The following is a 22,033-nucleotide window of genomic DNA, read 5'->3' on the forward strand; positions in this document are numbered from 1 at the left end:
TGGGTAGCCAAGTGTGGACGGGATAAGCGCTGAAAGCATCTAAGCGTGAAGCCCCCCTCAAGATGAGATTTCCCAATTAGTAAGACCCCTTGAAGACGACGAGGTTGATAGGTTCGAGGTGGAAGCGCGGCAACGCGTGGAGCTGACGAATACTAATCGGTCGAGGGCTTATCCAATCTACATCGCATCAGCTAAGCAAGACCTTCGCAAGGGTTCGTATCCAGTTTTCAGGGTGGCAAGAAAAGAGGGCCGTTGAATAATCAACGGCCCTCTTTTTCTATATACGATCAAATGTATGCGGATCATGGACATGCCTGTCAGCATTTCTCGGCTATTGCGTCAGCATGCGGGAAGGAAAGGGATAACGCGTAATGCAGATTAATGAGTTCGTCGAGCTTTTGACTGATCTTCAATAAATCGGCATAGGCCATCGCGTGCGACGCGCTGGAATTGAGCAAACCGCGATAAAGTTCGATCCGTTCGTTGACGCTCGCAAGGTCCATTTGGATTACTTCCTTCTTGATGTATTTGATAAAATTTTACACCAACAAATAGCCAGTGTCCATGAAAGAAAAGTCCGAAACTTCGACAGCTTTCGCTGCAACGAAGGACGACTGGTCGATTGTGTTCATGGTATGATGGATGAAGTGCTATCCGAGGTTTTTTCGCATGGGGTCGATCAGGGTAAGCAGGATACGGGAGGGGATACGGATGACGCCAATTAAAGAACTTAGCGATGGCAGCGAGTTTATCGGGTTTTATCTGATCAAGGAAAGCGAGATCAAGCAGACGAATACGACGCCGCCGAAAGATTTTATGAATCTGACGCTGGCCGACGCCAGCGGGCAAGTGCCTGCCAAGCTCTGGGACGCCTCCGAAAGCGACAAGGAGCAGTTCAAGGCGCTGACGCTTGTGAAGGTGCAGGGACATGCGCATTTGTACCGCGAGAAATTGCAGGTGAAAATCAACCGGATTCGCAAGGCGACGGATGCGGACGGCGTGTCGCTGACGGACTTCGTGCGGGCGGCGCCGGCCGAGCCCGCCGCGCTCGTGGCGCGCATTCAGGAGACGAAGGACGGCATCGCGGACGCCGATATCCGCACGATCGTGGCGTACTGCCTCGACAAAGCGGGAGACCGGCTGCTGCATGCGCCGGCGGCGAAGTCGCATCATCACGCGTATTATGCCGGATTGGCCTACCATATCGTACGCATGCTGGAATTGGGCGAGTTTATTTGCCGGCAGCGGCCGTTTCTGAACGCGGATCTCGTAAAAGCGGGCATCATCCTTCACGACATCGCCAAACCGGAGGAAATGGTCTCGGAGCTCGGCATCGTGTCGGATTACAGTCAATCCGGCAAGCTGATCGGGCATATCTCGCTCGCATCGCTATGGATCGCGGAAGCCGCGTTCATGTCCGGCATTCCCGCGGATTCGGAGCGCGTCCTGGCCCTGCAGCATTTGGTCTTATCCCATCATAATCTCGGCGAGTGGGGAAGCCCCGTCCAACCGCAAATCGCGGAGGCGGTCGCGCTGCACTATATCGATTCGCTGGACGCTAAGCTGCAAATGATCGAGGACGCGCTCGACACGACCGCGAGCCACGAAGCGTGGACGCCGCAGGTGAGAGGCTTGGAAAACAAGGCATTTTACCGGATGAAGCTGTAGCCGCGGCCGTTAGGATTGATCGCAAGCCTTACATAGAGTACGGCTAAATCACGAGGCGTTGCATGCGAACGCCATGATACAGAACACAACGAAAGGGGATATTATCGACATGATGCGTTTTGGCATTATCGGCACGAACTGGATCACGGATCAATTCATCGAGGCGGCGCGGGTAACGGAAGGCTTTGCACTGACGGCGGTTTATTCGCGGACCGCGGACCGGGCGGCCGAGTTTGCCGCCAAGCACGCCATTCCTCATACCTTCACGGATATCGGGGAGATGGCGGCGAGTCCCGAAGTCGATGCGGTCTATATCGCCTCGCCGACGTCGTTCCATGCGGAGCAGGCAATGACCTGCGTGCGCGCGGGCAAGCATGTCCTGTGCGAGAAGCCGGCCGCCTCGAACGCGCGCGAGCTGGAGGCCGTCATCCGGACAGCCCGAGAGCAGAACGTGGTGTTCATGGAAGCGATGAAGAGCTCGTTCATGCCGGCCTTCCAAGCGATTCGTGAGCTGCTGCCGACGCTGGGGCCGATCCGCCGCTACACGGCGAGTTACTGCCAATATTCCTCGCGGTATAATGCGTACAAAGCGGGAGAGGTGCTGAACGCGTTCAAGCCGGAATTTTCGAACGGCGCGCTGATGGATCTCGGCGTGTACTGCATTTATCCGCTCGTGCTGCTGTTCGGCGAGCCGGAGCGCATCGCCGCCAGCGGCACACTGCTGGCTTCCGGCGTGGACGGGCAGGGGAGCCTGATCGCGAGCTACAAGGAGATGGAGGCGGTGATATCATACTCCAAGATATCCAATTCGGCGCTGCCGGCGGAAATTCAGGGCGAGGACGGCACGCTGACGATCGATGCCATCAATTTACCGCGCAAGCTGACGGTTCGCTACCGGGATGGCCGCACGCAGGAGATCGACGCGACGGAAGAAGGGCTCGTCATGAGCTACGAGACACGCGCGTTCCTGGAAGCCGTTCGCGAAGGCAGGACGGAATCGTCCGTCAATACGCACGCGCTGTCGCTTGCCGTCATGAACGTGCTGGACGAGGCTAGAAAGCAGCAAGGACTCGTATTCCCGGCGGATCTGAAGTAAAGGAGCCACTGCCTGGCGCGCTGAGCTAGTCGCGCGTACGGTACGGTACCTATCCGAATGTACATCGCAAGGGAAGTAGCGCCAGCCTAACTAACAAAAGCTGCCGTTCGCGGAACAGGATTCCGCAAGCGGCAGCTTTTTTGCGTTTGGTCGGGGCGGTGGGAGATAGCGGGAACAGGCGGCTCGGCCGCCGTTTGTCCGGCGGAGCTGGATGTACGGAAGTTCACGGGTGCCGGTCATGCGGCTATTGCTTCCGCTTGTAATGCGCCGGCGTATCGCCGGCGATTTTTTTGAACATGCGGTAAAAGTGCGGGAGGCTGTCGAAGCCGCAGGCCGCGGCGATTTCCGCGACGGTGCGGTCCGTGTCCGCGAGCAGCTCTTTCGCGCGCATGATGCGCTTGGCAATGACGTATTCGGTTACGTTCAGCCCGGTATGCTGCTTGAACAGGCGAGAAAAGTAGGAAGGGCTCATGGAAGCTTGGGACGCCAACGCAGGCAAGCTCATGTCCTCGCCTAGCCGGACGTCGATCTCGATCAAGGCGTTTTGCAGCCAGCTCGGCCTAGAGAAGTTCGCGGGCACGTTCGCGGCACCGGGGCTGATCTTGCGGTTCAGGTGCAGCAGGAGCGTTTGCAGCTGCAGCAGAACCGCTTGTCTGTAACCGGGCTCGCGGGCTGCGAGCTCCTGATGCATCTCGTCGAACATCCCTTCGAGCCGGGCCCGATCCTCCGGGAGCAGCGCGAGCCGGTAACTGCGCGTCGTTCTTGCGGAATCGAAGCATTGCAGGAAGGAATAAGCATCCAGGCCGATGGACGAAGCCTGGACATACTGCCCGCTGAAGAACACGACCGAAGACGTGAGGGGCTCGTCGGGATGCGGCAGCGTCTTATGGATCGTGTTGCCGGGAATGAGATACAAGTCGCCGGCTTGCATTTCGTAGAACGTGTGATGGATGAAGAACGAGCCGGTCCCGCCGTGCACGTAGATGATCTCGAGCCAGTCGTGCAAATGATCCGGCAATTCGGCCTGCAGGTGCTTCGTACGGCGCAGCGCGAGCTCGACCGGCAGCGCGTCATTCGCGGCGAACTGCTTGCGCATCGGATGCATGCCCGCCACTCTCCTCTCTATCGCAAGCGCTTTATTTTGTACAAGAAAAGGTATATATTCAGCGAATTTCGCAATTTTACTGCTGTTTCTTACGCTCTATAATGAGACTATACCGGACTGAACATCGGGAGTCCAGACGAGGATACGAAGGAAAGGTGAGCCAGGTGGAGCACGCAATTAGTGTCGGCGCGGACGCGCTGTACATGGACGAGCGCGATCACGTCGCGACGGCGCTTCGGGAGATTCAAACAGGAGAAACGATCAGCTACCGCAGCGCGGCGGGGCTACTAGAGGTGACGGCGGCAAGCGGCATCCCGTTCGGGCATAAAATCGCGGTGACGAGCATCGAAGCCGGCGCCGACGTGCGCAAATACGGGGAAGTCATCGGCCGCGCGGTCTTGCCGATCGCCATCGGACAGCACGTGCACGTACACAATATCGAGGGAATCCGCGGACGCGGCGACCTCGGCGCGAAGGGGACGAACTGACATGGCAAGCACGATCCTGGGTTACGAACGGCCGAACGGCGAGATCGGCATCCGCAATCATCTGCTGATCATCCCGACGGTCATCTGCTCCAACCAAGTGTGCAGCCGCATCATGGCCATGGTGCCGGGTTCGGTCGCCATCCCGCATCAGCACGGCTGCAGCCAGATCGGCGCGGACAAGACGCGAACGTTCGACGTGCTGGCCGGCACGGGCAAAAATCCGAACGTCGGCGCGGTGATCATCATCAGCCTCGGCTGCGAGGTCGTCGATCCGATCGCGCTCGCGGAGGAAATCCGCACGACCGGCAAGCCGGTCGAAGTGTTCGACATCCAGTCGGTCGGCGGCTCGGTGAAAGCGATCGCGCACGGCACGCAGCTCGCGAAACGAATGATGGCGGAGCTGGACAAGCAGGAAAAGGTACCGGTGCCGCTGAATAAATTGAAGGTCGGCGTTAAATGCGGCGGTTCCGACGCCACGTCCGGACTCGCGTCGAACCCGGCGCTCGGCGCGGCGGCGGATACGCTGATCGCGGAAGGCGGCTCTATCGTCATCGGGGAGACGACGGAAATCATCGGCGCGGAGCATCTGCTCGCGGAACGCTGCGTGACGCCGGAGGTATCCGGCAAGCTGTACCGTATCGTCGAACGCTTCGAGCAAGAAGTAGAACGGATGGGCGCGGACATGCGCGGCGGCAACCCGAGCCCGGGCAACATCGCCGGCGGTTTGTCCACCATCGAAGAGAAGTCGCTCGGCTGCATCAGCAAATGCGGCAAAGCACCGATCCGGGACGTCATCGAGTATGCGGAACGCATTCCGGAGCACGGGCTGTACTTCATGGACTCGCCGGGCAACGACATCGAATGCGTGTCCGGCATGGCGGCCGGCGGCGCGCATATCGTCTGCTTCACGACGGGCCGGGGCACGCCGACGGGCGCCGCGGTCGTACCGGTCATCAAAATCACGGGCAACAAAATGATGTTCCAGCGCATGGAAGACAACATGGACGTCGACGTCAGCGACATGCTGGACGGCAGCGCCGGCCTCGAGCAGGCGGGCGAGCGGATATGGCGGGAAATCGTGGAAGTGGCGGAAGGAAAACGGACGAAGGCGGAAGTGCTGGGCCATACGGAATTCAGCATTAACCGCATCGGGCCGAGCTTGTAATCACAGTCGGAGGGGCTGACCAACATGGGCGCGGAGAATTACAATTGGCTGGATTTAGACTATCGTCCGGCATTGCCGCAGCAAAAAGACATGGGCATCGCCATCGTCGGGGCCGGCGAAATCGTGGAAGCGTGCCATTTGCCGGCATATGCAATGGGCGGTCTGCGCGTCGCCGGGATCTATGACCTGAACCGGGAACGTGCGGAGAAGCTGGCCGCGAAATTCGGGATCGGCAAGGTGTACCGGGAAATGGACGAGCTGCTGGCGGATCCCGAGGCGCGCATCGTCGACCTGGCGGTACCCGCGAAGGTGCAGCCGGGCATCGCGGAACGCGCGGCGGCGGCGGGCAAGCACATGCTGTGCCAAAAGCCGCTGGCGGAATCGTATGCCGAAGCGGTACGCATCGCCGAAGCGTGCGAGAAGCATGGCGTCAAAGGGGCGGTAAACCAGCAGATGCGCTGGTCGCCGAGCATCCGGGCGAGCCATACGATCATCCGGCGCGGCTGGCTCGGCGAGCTGCTGCAGGCGACGATCCAGGTGAACGTCAAGCAGGACTTCGCCAATTGGGGCTGGCTGCGGGAGATGCCGACGCTGGAGTTCATGTACCACAGCATTCATTACATGGATGCGATCCGGTTCCTGTTCGGCACGCCGGAATATGTCTATGCGGACGGGGCGCGGTTCCCGGGCCAGCGCACGATCGGCGAGACGCGGACGCTGCTGCATGTCAAGTTCCCGGGTGAGGCGCGCGGCTTGATTCACGACAATCACAATCACATCGCAGGCGAAGACGATTGGTTCGCCACCTACCGGTTCGAAGGCACGGAAGGCATTATCAAGGGCACGAATGGCTCGCTGTACAACTACCCGGTCGGCCGGGAGGATACGCTGAGCTTCCACACCCGCGCGATCCACGAGGATTATTGGTTCAACCCGCGGCTGCACGGCAAATGGTTCCCGCATGCCTTCATGGGCACGATGGGCGAGCTGATGCGCGCTATCGAGGAAGAGCGCGAACCGGAGAACAGCGTGGCGGATAACCTGAAAACGATGCAAATGGTGTTCGGCGCGTACTTGTCGATGCAGGAAAATCGGCCCGTGACGCTCGCGGAAATCGCCGGCCAACGCTAAAACGCCGCCTGGACGGAAGGCGGGACATGGAAGGGAAGCGCAGATGCGCTTCCTTTTTTTTGGTATGGCATGGAGGTGTGCGCAGCCGGTCGCTGCCAAGCATTGAACGGTCATTCGGCCTCCGGTTCGTGCCGTGACACCTGAGTCGCGATTTCGGACATTTTTCCGAAATAACGTTAATAAATAACAAATAATTTAAATAAAATTAGGTCTAAATACCCTGTAATATCACGAAATACTAGGCCTAAAGCAATTAATTAATATTTATTAGCAAAGTTATTATTGATTTTATAATAACGATCACGTATTATCGATCTGAATTAATGTCGGAAAATTGTACATACGATAAATATTTAAATCTAACATGACGTGATAGAAGAAGTCAACTGGACACAAGAAGCGAAACGGACTATGAACCATTTTTAATGGAATGACCTTCTATGAAAATGGTTTCATATAAACAAACAAAAATTAGGAGGAACGTTATGCATCATCGCAAGGTTGTGACAAAAGTTTTATCCTTCATGCTCGCATTCGCTTTGCTCGCCGGTTCGTTATTCGGCAGCATGGCGAATGCGTCGCCGGGTACGGGTATCGGCATCGAGCCGGAACCAGGTGCCGGTCAACCGGCCGTTCAAGATGCCGCGTCTGCGCAGTTCGATGCGTTGACGCCAAGCGAATCGAACGTGACGATCGCCTTGCCGGATGCCAGCCATGCGATCACGGTCAAAGCAACTTACAAGGACGGATCATCGAAAGACGTGACGACGCAGGGCGTGTGGACGTCGACGAATCCCGCGATCGCTGTCGTCGACCGCGGCGTCATTACGGCGAAAGCCACCGGCACGGCGGAAGTGCGCCTGAATCTCGGCGACGCCGTCGTGAACGTGCCGGTCACCGTCACGCCGGACGCCTCGGCTGGTACGCCGGAACCTGCGGAGCCGACGCTCGTCACGTTCCTGTTGTCGACGCTGAACGTGTTCGTCGAAGCGGATACGAACTATCCGGTTCATCTGAGCGGAACGTTCTCGGACGGCGCCACGCGAGACATTACGGCCGATGCCGTCTGGAGCACGGACGACGCTGCGATCGCCACCGTGTCGCACGGCGTGATTAAAGGCGTCAAGGCCGGCGCATCGACGTTCATCCGCGTCAAATACGGCACGATGCCGACGCTATCGATCGCCGTCACCGTGCAGAAGGATCCAATCCCGCTGCCAATGTTCGGCCTCCTGCTCTCGGAGGACGTCCTGAAGCTGATGGAAACCGACGAGCCGCATAAGATACACGCGGATCTGGAATACCCCGATCAGGACCGGTACGAAGTGACGGATCTCGGCAAATGGTACTCGGAAAACGAGTCCGTGGCCACCGTCGACGCGAACGGCGTCATTACGCCGGTTGGCAAAGGGATGACTTACGTCTACTTCGAGTATAAATACACGGCGCCGACCGGCAATGAAGGCGAAGAAGGCTACGATGACGGCTTGCTCGTCACGTCCATTCAAGTATTCGTCGGCGGCCCGTTCAAGCTGGAACGCTTCACGCCGCAGCAGGAGCAGATTGACCTCAACACCCCTGTAACGCTCCCGCCGCGGAGCTATCAGGAAATCTCGATCATGGGCGTATACTCCGAGGACCCGCGGAGCGGCCAGAACTATAACGAGGACGACGTCACGGGCGATATCGAATGGACCGTCGGCGACAAATCGATCGCGACGATCAACGACACCGGACTCATTTTCGCGGGCGCGAAAGAAGGCACGACGACAATCACCGGCCGTTATTTAGCGTTCGAGCCGATTACGATCCAAGTGACGGTGACGAAGGAAGCGGCCACAACCCAGGTGCTGCATCTGGTAGCCGAGCCGGCCTATGTGGAGATTCAGGACGGCAAGCCCGTTCAAGCGCCGAGCATTAAGGCGATCAACAATGACGGCACGGTCGATGACGTCACGTCCCAAATCGCCGACGACGCTTGGCTCGCGTCCGACCCGTCGGTCGCTTACCGGGACAACGATGGCACCATCGTCGCGGAATCCGCGGGATCGGCCGTTATCGGGGCAGTTTATAACGAACAGGTTGTCATCATCCCGGTCATCGTAAAGCAGGCGGAACCGAAGACGGCGACTTCGTTAACCGTTACCCCGGGTTCCCTGAACCTGCAAATCGGAAAGCAGGCCGCCTTGTCGGTCGAAGCGGTCATGTCGGACGGCAAACAGGCGGACAAGACGCTCGTGGCTGCCTATCGCTCGGCTAACCCGCGGGTCGTCTCCGTCAACCGGAAGGGCGAGCTTTCGGCGGTCGGCAAAGGTACGGCAACTATTGAGGTCGTATACGGCGGCCAGGTGCAAAAGGTCGATATCGAGGTAGGCGCATCCGAAGGCATGCCATCCGAACCGGAAGCGGCACCGAAGCGCATCACGGGCGTCACGGTAAGCGAGCCGCAAGTGACGCTGGACGCGACGGGCGGTGCTCGCGCGGTCACCGTGCAAGCCGCTTATGAAGACGGCACGAACGCCGATGTCACCGCGAAAGGCAAGTGGACGACGCAGGATGCCGGCGTCGTGACGGTCAAGAACGGCGTCCTGACGCCGGTCGCGCCGGGCTCGACCCGCGTGCATTTGGCATTGGACGGCGCGGTCGTCGCGGTACGGGTTACGGTCAAGGACGGCGACTTCTCCTCCGACGTCCGGATGGCGGACCCAGGCGCCGCGGCGGAGCCGACGATCGACGCGCTGCTGCTGTCGACGACGAAGGTCTTGGTTGAGAAAGGCGCCGAATATCCCGTCCAACTGATCGCCATCAAGAGCGACGGCACGACGGAGGACGTGAGCAGCCAAGCGGACTGGTCGGTCTATGACACGGAAATTGCCGATGTGGTGAAGAAGGACAGCGCCGTCAGCATCCTTGGCAAATCGACGGGGAACGTTAACCCGGATGAAGCCTACCAGAAGTTCGGCCGCACGACGCTGACCGTCGGCTACGGCGATTTTACGCCGACCATTATTAACGTATCCGTATCCGAAAAGCCAGGTGAGCCCGACGTGCTCGACTTCGGTTTCCGGACGTCCGATTTCAATTGGTACTTCGACGGCGCTACGTTCAGGCTGTACAAGGGCCAATCTCCGTACGAGTTAATTCCGTTCGCTCTCGATACGACGGGCAATACCTACCCGGCGGAAGGCGGCCAATGGACCTTCTCGCAGCCGGGCATCGTGTCGGTTAACGACGACAGCGGCTTCGAGGCCTTGGCAACGGGCGAGACCGATGCCGTCTTCACGTACGAGCAATACGGCGTGACTTACACACGTACGCTTCACTTTGAGGTTGTTGATTTGCAAGGGCTCGAAGCCGACACGGATCAAGAAGACGGCGTCTATCGCGTCGAGGTACACCCGCAAGGATCGACGCTTGTCGGCTTGAACGAATCGGTTACGGATCAAGCCGGCCAGCCGCAAGTAGGACCGCTGCCCGGGTTCGTCGACTGGCAGATCGAGGATCCAGAGCTTGTCTTGGTAAATGACGAACAGCCGTACGTCCGCTTCGTAGCCGGCTCGAAAGAAGGCACGACGCGGGTCACCGGCACCTACTTCGGCCATACGATCGAATTTGACGTAACGGTTACGAAAAACCCGATCAAGCCGAAAATCATGACCCTTGTCGCGGACCCGACGTATTACATGTTCGATGACGCCGAGGACCAGCCGGTCGTGCCGGTCGTCAAAGCCATCTACAGCGACGCGACCGTGCAGACGCTGGACAATGCCGATCTGACGTGGTTCAGCGACGATTCGACGGTCGCCGACTTGACGGAAGACGGCAAGATTACGCGGACGAACCGTAAAGGCGGCACGAACGTCTACGGTGTGTACAAGGGCATCCCGGTAACCATTCCGGTGATCGCCAAGTATTCGGACTCGGCGCTCTTCGCAACGGGCTTGACCATCACGCCGGATCTGAAATCGATGACGGTCGGCGATACGCAGGCATTGAAAGCGACCGCGACGATGAGCGATATGAGCGAAGTCGACGCAACGGGCCTCGCGATGTTCGAATCGAAAAATCCGGACGTGGCTACGGTTAGCAAGGACGGCGTCGTCACTGCCGTCAAAGCGGGTACCGCGAAATTGCACGTATATTACTGGGGCTTCAACGAGTACTTGACGATTACGGTTTCTCCGGCAAGCTCGGGCGGCGGTCCCGGCACGATCATTACGCCGCCGGCGCCACCGGCAACGGACGATCCGGATCAGAATGTGAAGCCGACGCCGGAAACGCCGGTGCTGAATGACGCTGTTGACGGAGCATCCGTGAAGGAGCGCATCGGCAAAGCATTGGCCGACACGACGGCGGTCGCCTTCGGCGACGTGCCTGCTGCTTCTTGGAGCGCGCCGATGATCGCCTTGGCGGCGAAAGCCGGATTCGTGGAAGGCTTCAAGGACGGTTCGTTCCAGCCGAAGAAGAACGTAACGCGCGCGGAATTCGCCGCGATGCTGGCGAAAGCGCTGGGCCTCAGCGAAGCGGCGCCAGTCGCGTTCACCGACGTGAGCGGCGATCATTGGGCGCATGGCGCCATCAGCGCGCTGGAAGCGCTGGGCTTCATTAACGGGTACAGCGATGGCAGCTTCCGGCCGAACCAGCCGATCACGCGCGCCGAGATGATTACGATTCTGGCGCGGGTCATCGATTTCGGCAAGGCTGCCGGAGACAGCCCGTTCACGGACGTGAACGGCCACTGGGCGGCACCGGCGATCGCGGCCTTGACGGAAGCGGGCGTCGTTAAGGGCAAGGCTGAGCATACCTTCGCGCCGAACGCGAACGCGACGCGCGAAGAGTCGGTCGCGCTCATTCTGCGGGCGCTGGATGCTTGCTTGGACCTTGGGCTTGAAATGAAGTAAATCGAAGATTCGGCTTGGTGAACCACAGAAGCGGGAGGCGCAAATTGCGCTTCCCGTTTTTGCTTGCGCAAGGACCGGGCGCAGTCTTGGAATAGCCCGACATTTTCCGGCGCAAGTTAACGGTTGAAACAATTTCATGAACGAGCTCGTTTAGAGGGTGTAGTCCCTAATTCACGATTTACTGGAGATGAGCTGAATGAAGAAGAAACCAATCGTCAAGCGGCTGGCCGTCGCGATTCTGCTGACCGGCGCCATGCTGCTGTCCGCTTGTTCCCATGGCGGCAATGCGGCGAACGAGTCGAACAACGCCTCGCAAAACGACGTCACGCCTCCGGCGGATTCGCCGAATACGGATACGGGCACGGATACGGGCACGAATACGAACCAAGGGGATGCCGACAATACGGGCGATGTTTCGAATACCGGCGGCGACGCGGCCGGCAGCGGCTCGAATGCGCCGTCAGGCAATACGGGCGGCGGTACCTCGGGCAGCGAGCCGGAGCCGCCGAGCGCCGACAGCCAAACGAGCGCGACGATCAAAGCCATGCTGGAGCTGGCGAAGGCCGGTAAAGTGAAGGGCATCCCGTTCGCGGCGGACACGGGCTTGATCGACGACGTCGAGAAGGACTGGGGCAAGTCCGACAAGACCGATTTTGCCGGCAAAGGCTTCTACGCCACCTATGCGAAGAAGCATGCGGTCATCGGCTTCAACAAGGGCAGCCAAATTTTCGACGTCCGTTCCGACGCGCCGGAGCTGCGGACCATCACGCTGAAGCAGATCGAAGCCGCCCTCGGCAAGGCCGATGGGGTCACGAAGAACGGCACCGACACGATCTACACGTACGACGCGAATAAGACGTTCGAGCTGCGCTTCATCATCCCGGCCGGCACGGGCAAGGTGGACCATATCTCGGTGTACGCGCCGGCGGATACCATTAATAATATGGCAGGGTAAAACAGCAGGAGATTTCTTCGGGCATGGCGCGAGAAATCTCCTTTTTTGTCGGTTTTCGACGGCCGATCTTCCGGCAGCGATTTTCGTTTCCAGTCATTAGTCGGTCTGCTATAATGGTCGTACTTATTCAAGCGACAGACGACACGCGTGGACGAAGACGTTCCACGCCATGCCAGAGGAGGCACGCCATGGAGCCATTCGAAGGTTATCTCGCGGGCATTCAGTACCCGCAGCATCAGGCCCGGACGAGAGACGTGCTGGACTTCGCGGCGAAGAAATTTCCGCGGCTAGTCCCCCTCGTCAAGTGGAATCAGCCCATGTTCGCCGATCACGGCACTTTCATCATCGGGTTTAGCACCGCCAAGACCCATCTCGCGGTCGCGCCCGAGAATGCCGCAATGCTGGCGTTTGCCGATGAGATCGCGCAGGCCGGCTATGAAACGACCAAGGGGCTGATCCGAATCCGGTGGGACCAGCCGGTCGATTTCGCCTTGTTGGAGCAGATCATGGCCTTTAATATCCGCGATAAGGAAGACTGTTCGACGTTTTGGAGGAAATAAAGCGAGGACGGGGCGCCTTCGCCCGGTAACCGTACTGCGAGAAAGGAGGTTCGACCATGCCTTGGCCCATGGTTCACATGGCGATATCGAACGAACTCGCCGGCGGCGATCCGAGCCCGGAGCTCTTGCTGGGGTGCATCGCGCCCGATGCGATTCATGCGAGAGGGCAAGTTTCCCGGGAAGAGAAGGGCGTAACGCACCTCGTCCGGAACGGAAGCTTGCCGTCGCAGGAAAGGATTATGGAGGCGTACCTGGCCTATCTGCCGCTGCGTCCGGAGCCGTCGTGGAAGGATTTCGTGCTGGGCTATTTCTCGCATATTTATACGGATGTGCGTTGGACGGAGACGATGTACGCGGAGTTCGAGCGGCAATTCGCTGGCGGCCGGGACGAGATTCGCCGGCGCTATAACGAGGAAGTCAGCCAGACGGAATTCGGGCTGCTCCGGTCGCTGCCCGGCGCCGAGGCGCACTTGGCGAAACTCGCAGCCGCCCGGGGCTATGCCATCGCACCGTTTCTGACGCGGCAAGAAGTGACGCAATACCGCGAGATGAAGCTCGGCTGGCTCCGAAACGGCGATCATGAACCCCGCGTGCAGCCGGTCTACTTTCGGTTGGAGGCGGTGATGGCTTTTATCCGCGAGACGTCCCTGGCGTTCAGAGACCTCATGAGGGAGCGGGAGCATCATGCTTCCCATTCATAACCGGCGCTGCGATCAAGCGGCTTCAAGGAGGCTCCGATGAAATTTGCATTAAGGCGGTTAATCGCGTATTGGCTGGATTTTGTCGTGCTCGCCGGTGTGCTCGTCGGTTTGCAGGCGGTCATCTATCGGGCGACGGGCGGGTTCCCGTTCGATCGTCTGGACCGCGGCTATGAGATCGAAGCGTGGGTACTCGGGTCCATGTCGCTCCCGGTATGGGCGTATTTTATCGTATGCGAGACCTGGCAGCGGCGGACGCTGGGCAAACGGCTGCTTCGCCTGGAAGTCGTGACCGCCGAGCGCGGGGCGGCCGTCGGCTTCCTGCGGGCGCTCGGCAGGACGTGCATCCGGCTGCTGCCGTGGGAAGCGACGCATCTGATCATACTCGTGCCCGAGCCGTGGTGGGACGTGGAGCAGCCGGCTCACCCTTCCCTCATCTACATTCCGAATGCGGTGATGGTCATCTACGCCGCCGTCCTGTTCGCGACGAAGGGCCGGATGGCGATTCACGACTATGCGATGCGCACGAGAGTGAAGGAGCGGGCATGAACGGGGGGCGTGGTGCGTCATGTCGCGAAGCTGGATACCTGATGCAGCCGCGGCTAAGCGCGGGGGCAGCGCTTGCGCTGCCTCCGGCGCGGTTAACGTTTGCGCTGCAGCAGGATGTACCCGCTGATGCTGGACGTTCGCTTCCAGACAACGAGATTGAACCCGCTGTCGACGGCCAGCAGACAGATCAGCGCCGTACGCAGCGGCGTTCCGACGGTCAACCGATCGGAACACGGGAACGAGCTGCCGATGACGCGCAGCGCGGTAATCCGGCGCGGGGCACGCGAGACCAGCGGATTTTGGGACCAGCTGATGAGGACGAGATCCGTTTGGCGAACTGCTTTGGCACGGGCCATTTCGATCACCTCGTTTCGAACAAGCTTCCCTATTAGTAGATGATCGAACGAGAGATTTGGTGAAGCGGTGACGGAAAAGGAGGATAACGATGACGAGCGATATTCGCGTGAACCAAGCCGCGATCGGCGAGCTGGAGGAGCTGGCAGCCGTCTTCGATCAATACCGGGCGTTTTACGGGCAGCCCTCGGACGCCGGCGCGGCGCGCGCCTTTCTATTCGAACGGTTCGAGCACCGGGATTCGATCCTCTTCGCCGCCCGGGACGTCCGGACGGAGGAGCTCGTCGGCTTTGCCCAGCTCTACCCGGTATATTCGTCGATCTCGATGGCGAGATCCTTGATCTTGAACGACCTGTTCGTGGTGCCGGATGCCCGGAAACGGGGCATCGGCCAGCTGCTGCTAGACGCAGCGCTCCGGTACGCCAAGCAGACGAACGCGAAGGGGCTGGAGCTGTCGACCGCGGTCGATAACGCCGCGGCGCAGCGGCTGTACGAACGGAACGGGTACGTGCGGGACGAGGGCTTTTATCATTATTATTTGAACGCCCGGAAGTAACCGGCGGCAGCACGGCGTCCGAGTGATCCATGCGTGGTGCATGCCTTAGCGGAGGCAAACGGGGCGCTTTGCTTTGAATCGCAACGCGGGAGGTTAGGAATGGAAGAGATGTGGCATCGACATTTTGGCGTATACGGGGTCTGCGTACGGGATCAAAGGCTTTTGGTTATCCGGAAGACAAAAGGGCCGTACGCCGGACGTTTCGATCTCCCCGGCGGGACCGTAGAACCGAGCGAATCGCTGCTCGTTGCGCTAGTTCGGGAGTTCTCGGAAGAAACAGGCTCGGTCATTGAGCCCATTCGGACGATCGGCGCGAAAGATTTCGTCCTCCCTTGGAGAAGGGAGGGCTTCGACCATACACACTGCCATCATATCGCCGTGTTTTATGAAACGGCATGGGTCGGCGGCGAGCCGGAAGCGGCTGCGGGATTCGACGATTCGGGGGGTGCGGCTTGGGTGGAGCTTGCACGTTTGCACGACGATGAAGTATCGCCGCTTGTCATGACGGCGATCGATTGGCTCCGCGGCGGCGTGTGGGATATGCGAACCCGCATGTACGATACCTGGACGGTCGCGGGGACGTTATCTCAAGCGAACTGGAGATCAACCAACCAAAACGAGCCGAAATCGGTATGAACTCGCCCAGCGTATTGGCGGCAAGGCATGATGACCGAGGCGCTGGAACGCATGATTCCATACGGGTTCGGAGCGCTCGGGCTGAACCAGATCGAGGCGTTCATCGACCCTGATCACGACCGCTCCAGACGGATGCTGGAAAAAACGGGTTTGCGCATAGAGAGCAGATGCGCGATTATTAGTACGAGAAGGACGGTTCGTGGACGCCGTGCTCTTCGCCTGTCTTAAACGGTCGTATGCCGGCCGGGCAGGAATGGAACACCGTCGGAAGCCGGGTTGTGGATCGGATCCCATTCGATTAGCCGGAGGAGTGAGCCATCGTGATCATTCGCGAAACGGAACAAACTTTCGTCATGACGCACCAGCACGAGCATGCCAAACTGTCGGGCGATATTGCCAAACGGTTCCATGCCCGCCTGTTCCTGAATGAGGAGCGGCGGGACGACGCGCTGCATGCGGTCTATGAGCACGACCGCGCCTGGATTAGCATGGACGATACGCCGATCTGGAACGACGGTGCCGGCGCCCCGTATTCCTTCATCGATTACCCGCTGCTGCCGAAGCTGCTCTGCTACCGCAACGGCATCGACGAGACGGAACGCGGCAACGCCTACGCGGCGCTGCTGTGCAGCCTGCATTACGCGAACTTCGAGGCGATCCGGACGTCCGATCAACCGGAGATGGCGGCGTTCCGCCGGCATGAGCTCGAGCGGCAGGCGCGGATCCGCGCCGCGCTCGCCCCGCTGGACGAGGCGGCGGTACGGCGGCAGCAGCAGATCCTGAAGCTGTGCGACGGCTTGTCGCTGTATGTGTGCTTGAATGAGCCCGGAGCCGACAAGGCGCGCGAGCATCCGTGGTACCGGGCGGGATTCGATGCGCCGCTCGCCGCCGGCGAGCAATACGTCGCGCATTGGGCGAACCCGCGGGAGATCCGCGTCGCGCCATCGCCGTTCGCGGAGACGTTCACGGTCTCCGTGAGGCAGAAGCACGTGCCCAAGACGCTCATCGCGGAGGCCGGCCTGCATGCGGCCTTCGACCGGACGGCATGGACGGAGCAGCAGGCGACGTTTCTCGCGGAATCGAACTGAAGCGCCGAAGCGGCAGGCGCTCGTCCTGCCGAATGGAAATGGACTCCGCTTGCCAGCGGCTGCGATCGGATGCACAATGGCAGTAGCAGGAAGGCTAACCATGACAACAATGAATCTAGAGGTGACGTACATGAATGCAAAACAGTTGGCAGCCGTGGAAGCGGTCACGCATATCGAAGACGGCATGACGGTAGGGCTCGGAACGGGATCGACGTCGTTCTTCGCCATCCATCGCATCGCGGAGCGGGTCAAGGAAGGACTGCGCATCCGAGCGGTCTCGAGCTCGAAGGGCTCCGAGTCGCTGGCAAGGGAACTGGGGATTCCGATCGTCCCGTTCGCGGATATCGACGCGATCGACGTGACGATCGACGGCGCGGACGAGGTGGACGACGCGTTCAATCTGATCAAAGGCGGCGGCGGCGCGCTGCTGCGGGAGAAGATTTTGGCCGCGAACAGCCGGAGGTTCATCGTGATCGTCGACGAATCGAAGCTCGTGCGCACGCTGGGCACGTTTCCGCTGCCGGTCGAGGTCGTGCCGTTCGCGCATGAACTGACGGTGCGGAAGCTGGAAGCGCTGGGCTGCAAGCCGGCGATCCGCCAGGCCGACGGCCGGCCGTTCGTCTCGGACAACGGCAACTATATCGTCGATTGCCGATTCGACGCCATTCCGGATCCCGCGGCGCTGAGCGGGCGGCTGCACGCCATTCCCGGCGTCGTGGAGCACGGCCTGTTCGTGCGCATGACCGAAACCGTCGTGGTCGGCAGCAGCGAGGGAACGACGCGATATCTGTAAATAAGGCCGAAGGCGCGGGCAGGGACGATCGTTCCGGCGCCGGCGTCTATGCCAGGCGTGAGAGAGAGTGAGCCGCCGCCGATCATCGGCGAGCGGCTTTCGTCATTTCGACAACCGCCGCCAGCGCTAACATCCTTTCGCGTACAGGCACTTCTAGGCCCGCGCCCACATAGAATGTAGAACAGTCCGGAATCGTCGGGGAAGGGCTCAGAATCTTGCCCGCCCATTACATCACGGGGGTGGCCGTAGTATGCCTGGATTTTTTGCCGCTATCGCGCTGTTCATCAAGCAGCTGACGCTTCTAGTCTCCTATGTCAAAAACAATGCGTTTCCCCAGCCGCTGACCGAAGAAGAGGAACTGCGGCATCTGCAATTAATGGCGGAGGGGGACCAGCGTTCCCGCAACTTGCTGATCGAGCATAACTTAAGGTTAGTCGCGCACATCGTGAAAAAATTCGATAACACAGGCGAAGGTCTCGAAGATCTAATCTCCATCGGTACGATCGGATTGATAAAAGCCATCGAGAGCTTCCAGACGGGAAAAGGCACGAAGCTTGCGACGTTCGCGGCGCGCTGCATCGAGAACGAGATCCTGATGCATCTCCGGTCGCTCAAGAAAACGCGCAAGGACGTGTCCCTGCACGATCCGATCGGCACGGATAAGGAAGGCAATGAAATCACGCTCATCGATATTCTCGGCACCGAGGCCGACGACGTGGCGGATCGCGTGCAGCTGAAGATCGAGAAGAGCAAAATATACAAAAACCTCGACATCTTGGACGAACGGGAGAAGGAAGTCGTCGTCGGCCGGTTCGGCCTCATTACCGGCGGGGAAGAGCGGACGCAGCGGGAAATCGCCAAGGAGCTCGGCATCTCGCGCTCGTACGTGTCGCGCATCGAGAAGCGGGCGCTCATGAAGCTGTATCACGAGTTTTATAAGGCGAAGAAGTGATACGGATTGTTTAACCCATCGCTGGCATCGATGGGTTTTTTGTTGTTCAAATCATAAAACGGGTTGTCCCACAGGGTCATTCAATGACCCGAGAGACAACCTTTTTAGTTGCTCGGAAAACAAATAGAACGGGTTGGAATGGTTAAAAAAGAGCTTGTTAATCATATCCAGGTCTGATAATATGACTTTGTGTTTAAGTGAAAATTCACTTAAATTATTAAAAATATTAAGGAGGTATTCGATTGAGCAGAAGATTCATCTGTTGTGCTGTAACGATCGTTTTGGCGATGGCGAGCGTCTTGTTTCAAGCTCAAGCATTTGCGAAAGCGCCTACATTGACGCCGTCTGCGGAAACGGTCGAGGCGGGCGAGAGTTACATGTATGAAGCAGAGTCGCCTGATAATACGCTAACGGGCAATTCTGCCGTTCGCGATTGTAAGCCCGAAACGGGGTGCTCGGGCGGGAAGAAGATAGGTGATTTCGGAAAAAACGGATCATCCGTGCAATTTAACCAAGTAAACGTACCGGCATCTGGGATTTATAAGATGAAGCTGTCCTATATTACACAAAATCATGACCCGATCAGGCTGACGGTCAATGGTGGAGAACCAGAGATCTTTACCCTCCCGACCACGGCGAATTGGGATACGCTCGGCACTTACGAGATGGAAGTTTTGCTGACGGCAGGGAGCAACACGATTAAATTCGATGATAACGGGGGATGGGGCCCCGACCTCGATAAGATCGAGTTTGTTCTCTCGGATAATCAGGGTGATATTCCCGACAATCCGGGCGAGAGTTACATGTATGAAGCAGAGTCGCCTGATAATACGCTAACGGGCAATTCTGCCGTTCGCGATTGTAAGCCCGAAACGGGATGCTCGGGCGGGAAGAAGATAGGCGATTTCGGAAAAAACGGATCATCCGTGCAATTCAACCAAGTAAACGTGCCGGCATCTGGGATTTATAAGATGAAGCTGTCCTATATTACACAAAATAATGACCCGATCAGGCTGACGGTCAATGGTGGAGAACCGGAGATCTTTACCCTCCCGACCACGGCGAATTGGGATACGCTCGGCACCTACGAGATGGAAGTTTCGCTGACGGCAGGGAGCAACACGATTAAATTCGATGATAACGGGGGATGGGGCCCCGACCTCGACAAGATCGAGCTTGTTTTCTCGGATAATCAGGGTGAAATCCCCGACAATGGGGGCGAGATAGGCGATATTGGCGCTCCTGTCAGCTCCAAAAAATTCGGACCCATCCTTGTTACGCAGCATAAGAACGGGGTAACGATCACCAATGCTGCATACAAAGTGATTTACAATACGAACACCGGCCTAGCGGCCTACGAGTGGAACGGCAAGGTGGTTGCAACCGGCATTTACAGCAGCGCGGAGCTGGATCAGTCCGTATCCAGCACGGATTACTCCGAGCATAGCTTCTCCATGAGCTGCATTGAGAAGATCAAAGACAACCATGGCAAGGGGATAAAGGTTGTATTTGATAACAAGCAGGCCGGTTTGCCGTCGATGAAGCAAATCTATCATATTTATGAGCGTCAGCCGTATTTCGTCACCAGCCAGGAAATACAAAGCGAGACCCCAATAAGCACGAATAATATGGCTCCGATTGTCATCCATGCGAAGGGCGGCGTCGACATCGGCAGCTATGCGGATAACCGAGTGCTGGTCGTTCCTTATGATAACGATATGTGGTCCAGATATCAGTCGCGGACGATTAACACGTTTTTAAACACGAGCAGTTATATCAGTTCTGAACTAACGGCCATTTATGATAATGAGAGCAGGAATGGACTCCTTATCGGATCGATTACGCATGATACATGGAAAACCGGCATCTCCTGGAGCGGATCCGATGATCGGCTCAATCAGCTGAAGGTATTCGGAGGGTTTACGTCGACGAAAGTAACCCATGATACACTGCCGCATGGGACAATAACAGGAGCGAAGCTTACCTCTCCGCAAATCTTCGTCGGTTATTATGACGATTACCGGGACGGCCTGGAAGGCTTCGGTCAGGCTAATGCGGCAGTGGCGCCTCCGCTTGACTTTGGCCGCAACATCCCGAAAGGCGTGCCTGTCGGTTGGAACAGCTGGGGGGCGTACGGCGGTACCCTGAGCTACGACAAGGTGGTCGATGTGTCGAATTTCTTCAAGGCTAATTTGCAAAACAACAGCTTTACCAACAAGGGCAATATCTATATCAATCTCGATTCCTATTGGGATTGGCTGACGCCGCAACAGCTGCAGGATGTCGTGTCGATCATCCGCAAGAACGGGCAGAAGCCTGGTATTTATGATGGACCGTTCGTCTATTGGGGGGACAATATGAATCAAGTTGTTCCTGGCACCGATGGCCAATATACGTATGGCGACATTGTGCTCAGAGACGATGATGGACATATTCTTCCTAAAGTAGATGGCGGTTACGCAATCGATCCTACCCACCCAGGCACCAAGCAATACATTAGGCAGCATTATAAATATTTTCTTGATCTGGGGTTCGAATATATTAAGATCGATTTTCTGACCCACGCTTCGTTAGAAGGAAAACATTATGATCCGAATGTGAAGACGGGGATTCAAGCCTACAATCAAGGGTTGGCGCTGATCAATGAAGTGCTGGATGGCAAAATGTTTATCAGCGAATCCATCTCTCCCCTCTTCCCGAGCCAATATGCTCATTCGAGGCGGATCTCGTGCGACATCGACGGTTCGCTTGGCTCAACGGAATTCCAGCTCAATAATTTAACGTACGGCTGGTGGCAAAACGGCACGATTTACCCTTATACGGATCCCGATTACATGACGCTGGCCAAGGGCGGTTCCATGGCTGCCGCGCAGACACGCGTGAATGCTGCGGCTATTTCAGGGACGGTGTTCTTGAACTCCGACGATGTCAATGATCCGACTGCCCAGCAATATATGAAGACGCTGCTAACCAATCCGCAAGTGAATGCGGTAGCCCTGAAAGGGAAGGCTTTCCGGCCGGTAGAAGGCAATACGGGAACGGCTGCGGCGGATCTATTCATTCTTCAGGATAAACATGATTATTATTTAGCCGTATTTAATTACAGTACGAATCCTGCGACCAAAACAATCGATCTGTCGCGAGCCGGCATTACGGGCGCCGCGGCTTATACCGTAACCGATCTATGGACCAATACCTCGTATAAGAATGAAGGGCTGTTAGCGGTAAATTTGGACGGTGCGCAATCCAAGTTATTGAAAATTACCGTTAAGCCGCATGGCGGAAAAGGGTAAACCCAAAGCGAAAGCCTCCGTATTGCCGGAGGCTTCCTTTATTGC

At 58.0% G+C, this 22,033-nt stretch carries 19 protein-coding genes, 1 rRNA gene and 1 pseudogene; 18 read left to right on the top strand and 3 right to left on the bottom strand.

Annotation, left to right across the window (positions count from 1 at the left end; all coding sequences use genetic code 11):
• Nucleotides 1-176: ribosomal RNA gene (locus ACFPB1_RS16660) — 23S ribosomal RNA — on the top strand; the annotation flags it as partial.
• Nucleotides 177-317: 141 nt separating this feature from the next.
• On the opposite strand, the gene ACFPB1_RS16665 is transcribed toward ACFPB1_RS16660, so the two are convergent.
• Nucleotides 318-503, bottom strand: coding sequence for a Spo0E family sporulation regulatory protein-aspartic acid phosphatase (locus ACFPB1_RS16665; RefSeq protein WP_379227238.1), 186 nt, complete (start codon nucleotides 501-503; stop codon nucleotides 318-320).
• Nucleotides 504-711: 208 nt separating this feature from the next.
• Between ACFPB1_RS16665 and ACFPB1_RS16670 the strand changes: the two genes are divergently transcribed.
• Nucleotides 712-1,668, top strand: a complete 957-nt coding sequence (locus ACFPB1_RS16670) for a 3'-5' exoribonuclease YhaM family protein (RefSeq protein ID WP_379227239.1) — start codon at nucleotides 712-714, stop codon at nucleotides 1,666-1,668.
• Nucleotides 1,669-1,777: 109 nt separating this feature from the next.
• Nucleotides 1,778-2,764, top strand: a complete 987-nt coding sequence (locus ACFPB1_RS16675) for a Gfo/Idh/MocA family protein (RefSeq protein WP_379227240.1) — start codon at nucleotides 1,778-1,780, stop codon at nucleotides 2,762-2,764.
• A gap of 244 nt (nucleotides 2,765-3,008) precedes the next feature.
• Here ACFPB1_RS16675 and ACFPB1_RS16680 read toward each other — a convergent pair whose 3' ends face one another.
• Entirely contained in the window at nucleotides 3,009-3,869 is an 861-nt protein-coding gene (locus ACFPB1_RS16680; RefSeq protein ID WP_379227241.1) for a helix-turn-helix domain-containing protein, read from the bottom strand.
• Nucleotides 3,870-4,033: 164 nt separating this feature from the next.
• Here ACFPB1_RS16680 and ACFPB1_RS16685 point away from each other — a divergent pair, with 164 nt between their 5' ends.
• The 8 genes from ACFPB1_RS16685 (at nucleotide 4,034) to ACFPB1_RS16720 (ending at nucleotide 14,316) form a co-directional block, all read left to right on the top strand.
• On the top strand, nucleotides 4,034-4,357 hold the full coding sequence (locus tag ACFPB1_RS16685; RefSeq protein ID WP_379227242.1) for a UxaA family hydrolase: 324 nt from the start codon (nucleotides 4,034-4,036) through the stop codon (nucleotides 4,355-4,357).
• A gap of 1 nt (nucleotide 4,358) precedes the next feature.
• A complete protein-coding gene (locus tag ACFPB1_RS16690; RefSeq protein WP_379227243.1) occupies nucleotides 4,359-5,522 on the top strand; it encodes a UxaA family hydrolase in 1,164 nt (387 codons plus the stop codon).
• Nucleotides 5,523-5,546: 24 nt separating this feature from the next.
• Entirely contained in the window at nucleotides 5,547-6,653 is a 1,107-nt protein-coding gene (locus ACFPB1_RS16695) for a Gfo/Idh/MocA family protein (protein WP_379227244.1), read from the top strand.
• 485 nt (nucleotides 6,654-7,138) lie between these two features.
• A complete protein-coding gene (locus ACFPB1_RS16700) occupies nucleotides 7,139-11,554 on the top strand; it encodes an S-layer homology domain-containing protein (RefSeq protein WP_379227245.1) in 4,416 nt (1,471 codons plus the stop codon).
• Nucleotides 11,555-11,750: 196 nt separating this feature from the next.
• On the top strand, nucleotides 11,751-12,509 hold the full coding sequence (locus tag ACFPB1_RS16705; RefSeq protein ID WP_379227246.1) for a YjgB family protein: 759 nt from the start codon (nucleotides 11,751-11,753) through the stop codon (nucleotides 12,507-12,509).
• A gap of 188 nt (nucleotides 12,510-12,697) precedes the next feature.
• Complete coding sequence (locus tag ACFPB1_RS16710; RefSeq protein WP_379227247.1) at nucleotides 12,698-13,069, top strand: iron chaperone; 372 nt, start codon at nucleotides 12,698-12,700, stop codon at nucleotides 13,067-13,069.
• A 56-nt stretch (nucleotides 13,070-13,125) separates the two neighbouring features.
• Complete coding sequence (locus ACFPB1_RS16715) at nucleotides 13,126-13,770, top strand: hypothetical protein (protein ID WP_379227248.1); 645 nt, start codon at nucleotides 13,126-13,128, stop codon at nucleotides 13,768-13,770.
• A gap of 36 nt (nucleotides 13,771-13,806) precedes the next feature.
• Complete coding sequence (locus ACFPB1_RS16720; RefSeq protein WP_379227249.1) at nucleotides 13,807-14,316, top strand: RDD family protein; 510 nt, start codon at nucleotides 13,807-13,809, stop codon at nucleotides 14,314-14,316.
• A gap of 92 nt (nucleotides 14,317-14,408) precedes the next feature.
• On the opposite strand, the gene ACFPB1_RS16725 is transcribed toward ACFPB1_RS16720, so the two are convergent.
• Nucleotides 14,409-14,672 (bottom strand): hypothetical protein, encoded by a 264-nt coding sequence (locus ACFPB1_RS16725; RefSeq protein ID WP_379227250.1) that lies wholly within the window; start codon nucleotides 14,670-14,672, stop codon nucleotides 14,409-14,411.
• A gap of 89 nt (nucleotides 14,673-14,761) precedes the next feature.
• On the opposite strand from ACFPB1_RS16725, the gene ACFPB1_RS16730 reads away from it, so the two are divergent.
• From ACFPB1_RS16730 to ACFPB1_RS16760, 7 genes and pseudogenes are all read left to right on the top strand, one after another.
• The gene (locus tag ACFPB1_RS16730) at nucleotides 14,762-15,226 is read left to right on the top strand and encodes a GNAT family N-acetyltransferase (RefSeq protein WP_379227251.1); all 465 of its coding nucleotides are present in this window, start codon (nucleotides 14,762-14,764) and stop codon (nucleotides 15,224-15,226) included.
• Between the two features lie 99 nt (nucleotides 15,227-15,325).
• A complete protein-coding gene (locus tag ACFPB1_RS16735; RefSeq protein WP_379227252.1) occupies nucleotides 15,326-15,862 on the top strand; it encodes an NUDIX hydrolase in 537 nt (178 codons plus the stop codon).
• A gap of 15 nt (nucleotides 15,863-15,877) precedes the next feature.
• Nucleotides 15,878-16,090, top strand: a pseudogene (locus tag ACFPB1_RS16740) (GNAT family N-acetyltransferase); the annotation flags it as partial.
• Between the two features lie 92 nt (nucleotides 16,091-16,182).
• On the top strand, nucleotides 16,183-16,950 hold the full coding sequence (locus ACFPB1_RS16745; protein ID WP_379227253.1) for a DUF3891 family protein: 768 nt from the start codon (nucleotides 16,183-16,185) through the stop codon (nucleotides 16,948-16,950).
• A gap of 130 nt (nucleotides 16,951-17,080) precedes the next feature.
• Complete coding sequence (rpiA, locus tag ACFPB1_RS16750) at nucleotides 17,081-17,743, top strand: ribose-5-phosphate isomerase RpiA (protein WP_379227308.1); 663 nt, start codon at nucleotides 17,081-17,083, stop codon at nucleotides 17,741-17,743.
• A 250-nt stretch (nucleotides 17,744-17,993) separates the two neighbouring features.
• Nucleotides 17,994-18,695, top strand: coding sequence for an RNA polymerase sporulation sigma factor SigK (gene sigK / locus ACFPB1_RS16755; protein ID WP_379227254.1), 702 nt, complete (start codon nucleotides 17,994-17,996; stop codon nucleotides 18,693-18,695).
• Between the two features lie 242 nt (nucleotides 18,696-18,937).
• Complete coding sequence (locus ACFPB1_RS16760; protein WP_379227255.1) at nucleotides 18,938-21,988, top strand: CBM35 domain-containing protein; 3,051 nt, start codon at nucleotides 18,938-18,940, stop codon at nucleotides 21,986-21,988.
• Nucleotides 21,989-22,033 lie beyond the last annotated feature (45 nt).

Source organism: Paenibacillus sp. GCM10023250, assembly GCF_042653205.1.
In the GTDB taxonomy this organism is placed as follows: domain Bacteria; phylum Bacillota; class Bacilli; order Paenibacillales; family Paenibacillaceae; genus Paenibacillus_Z.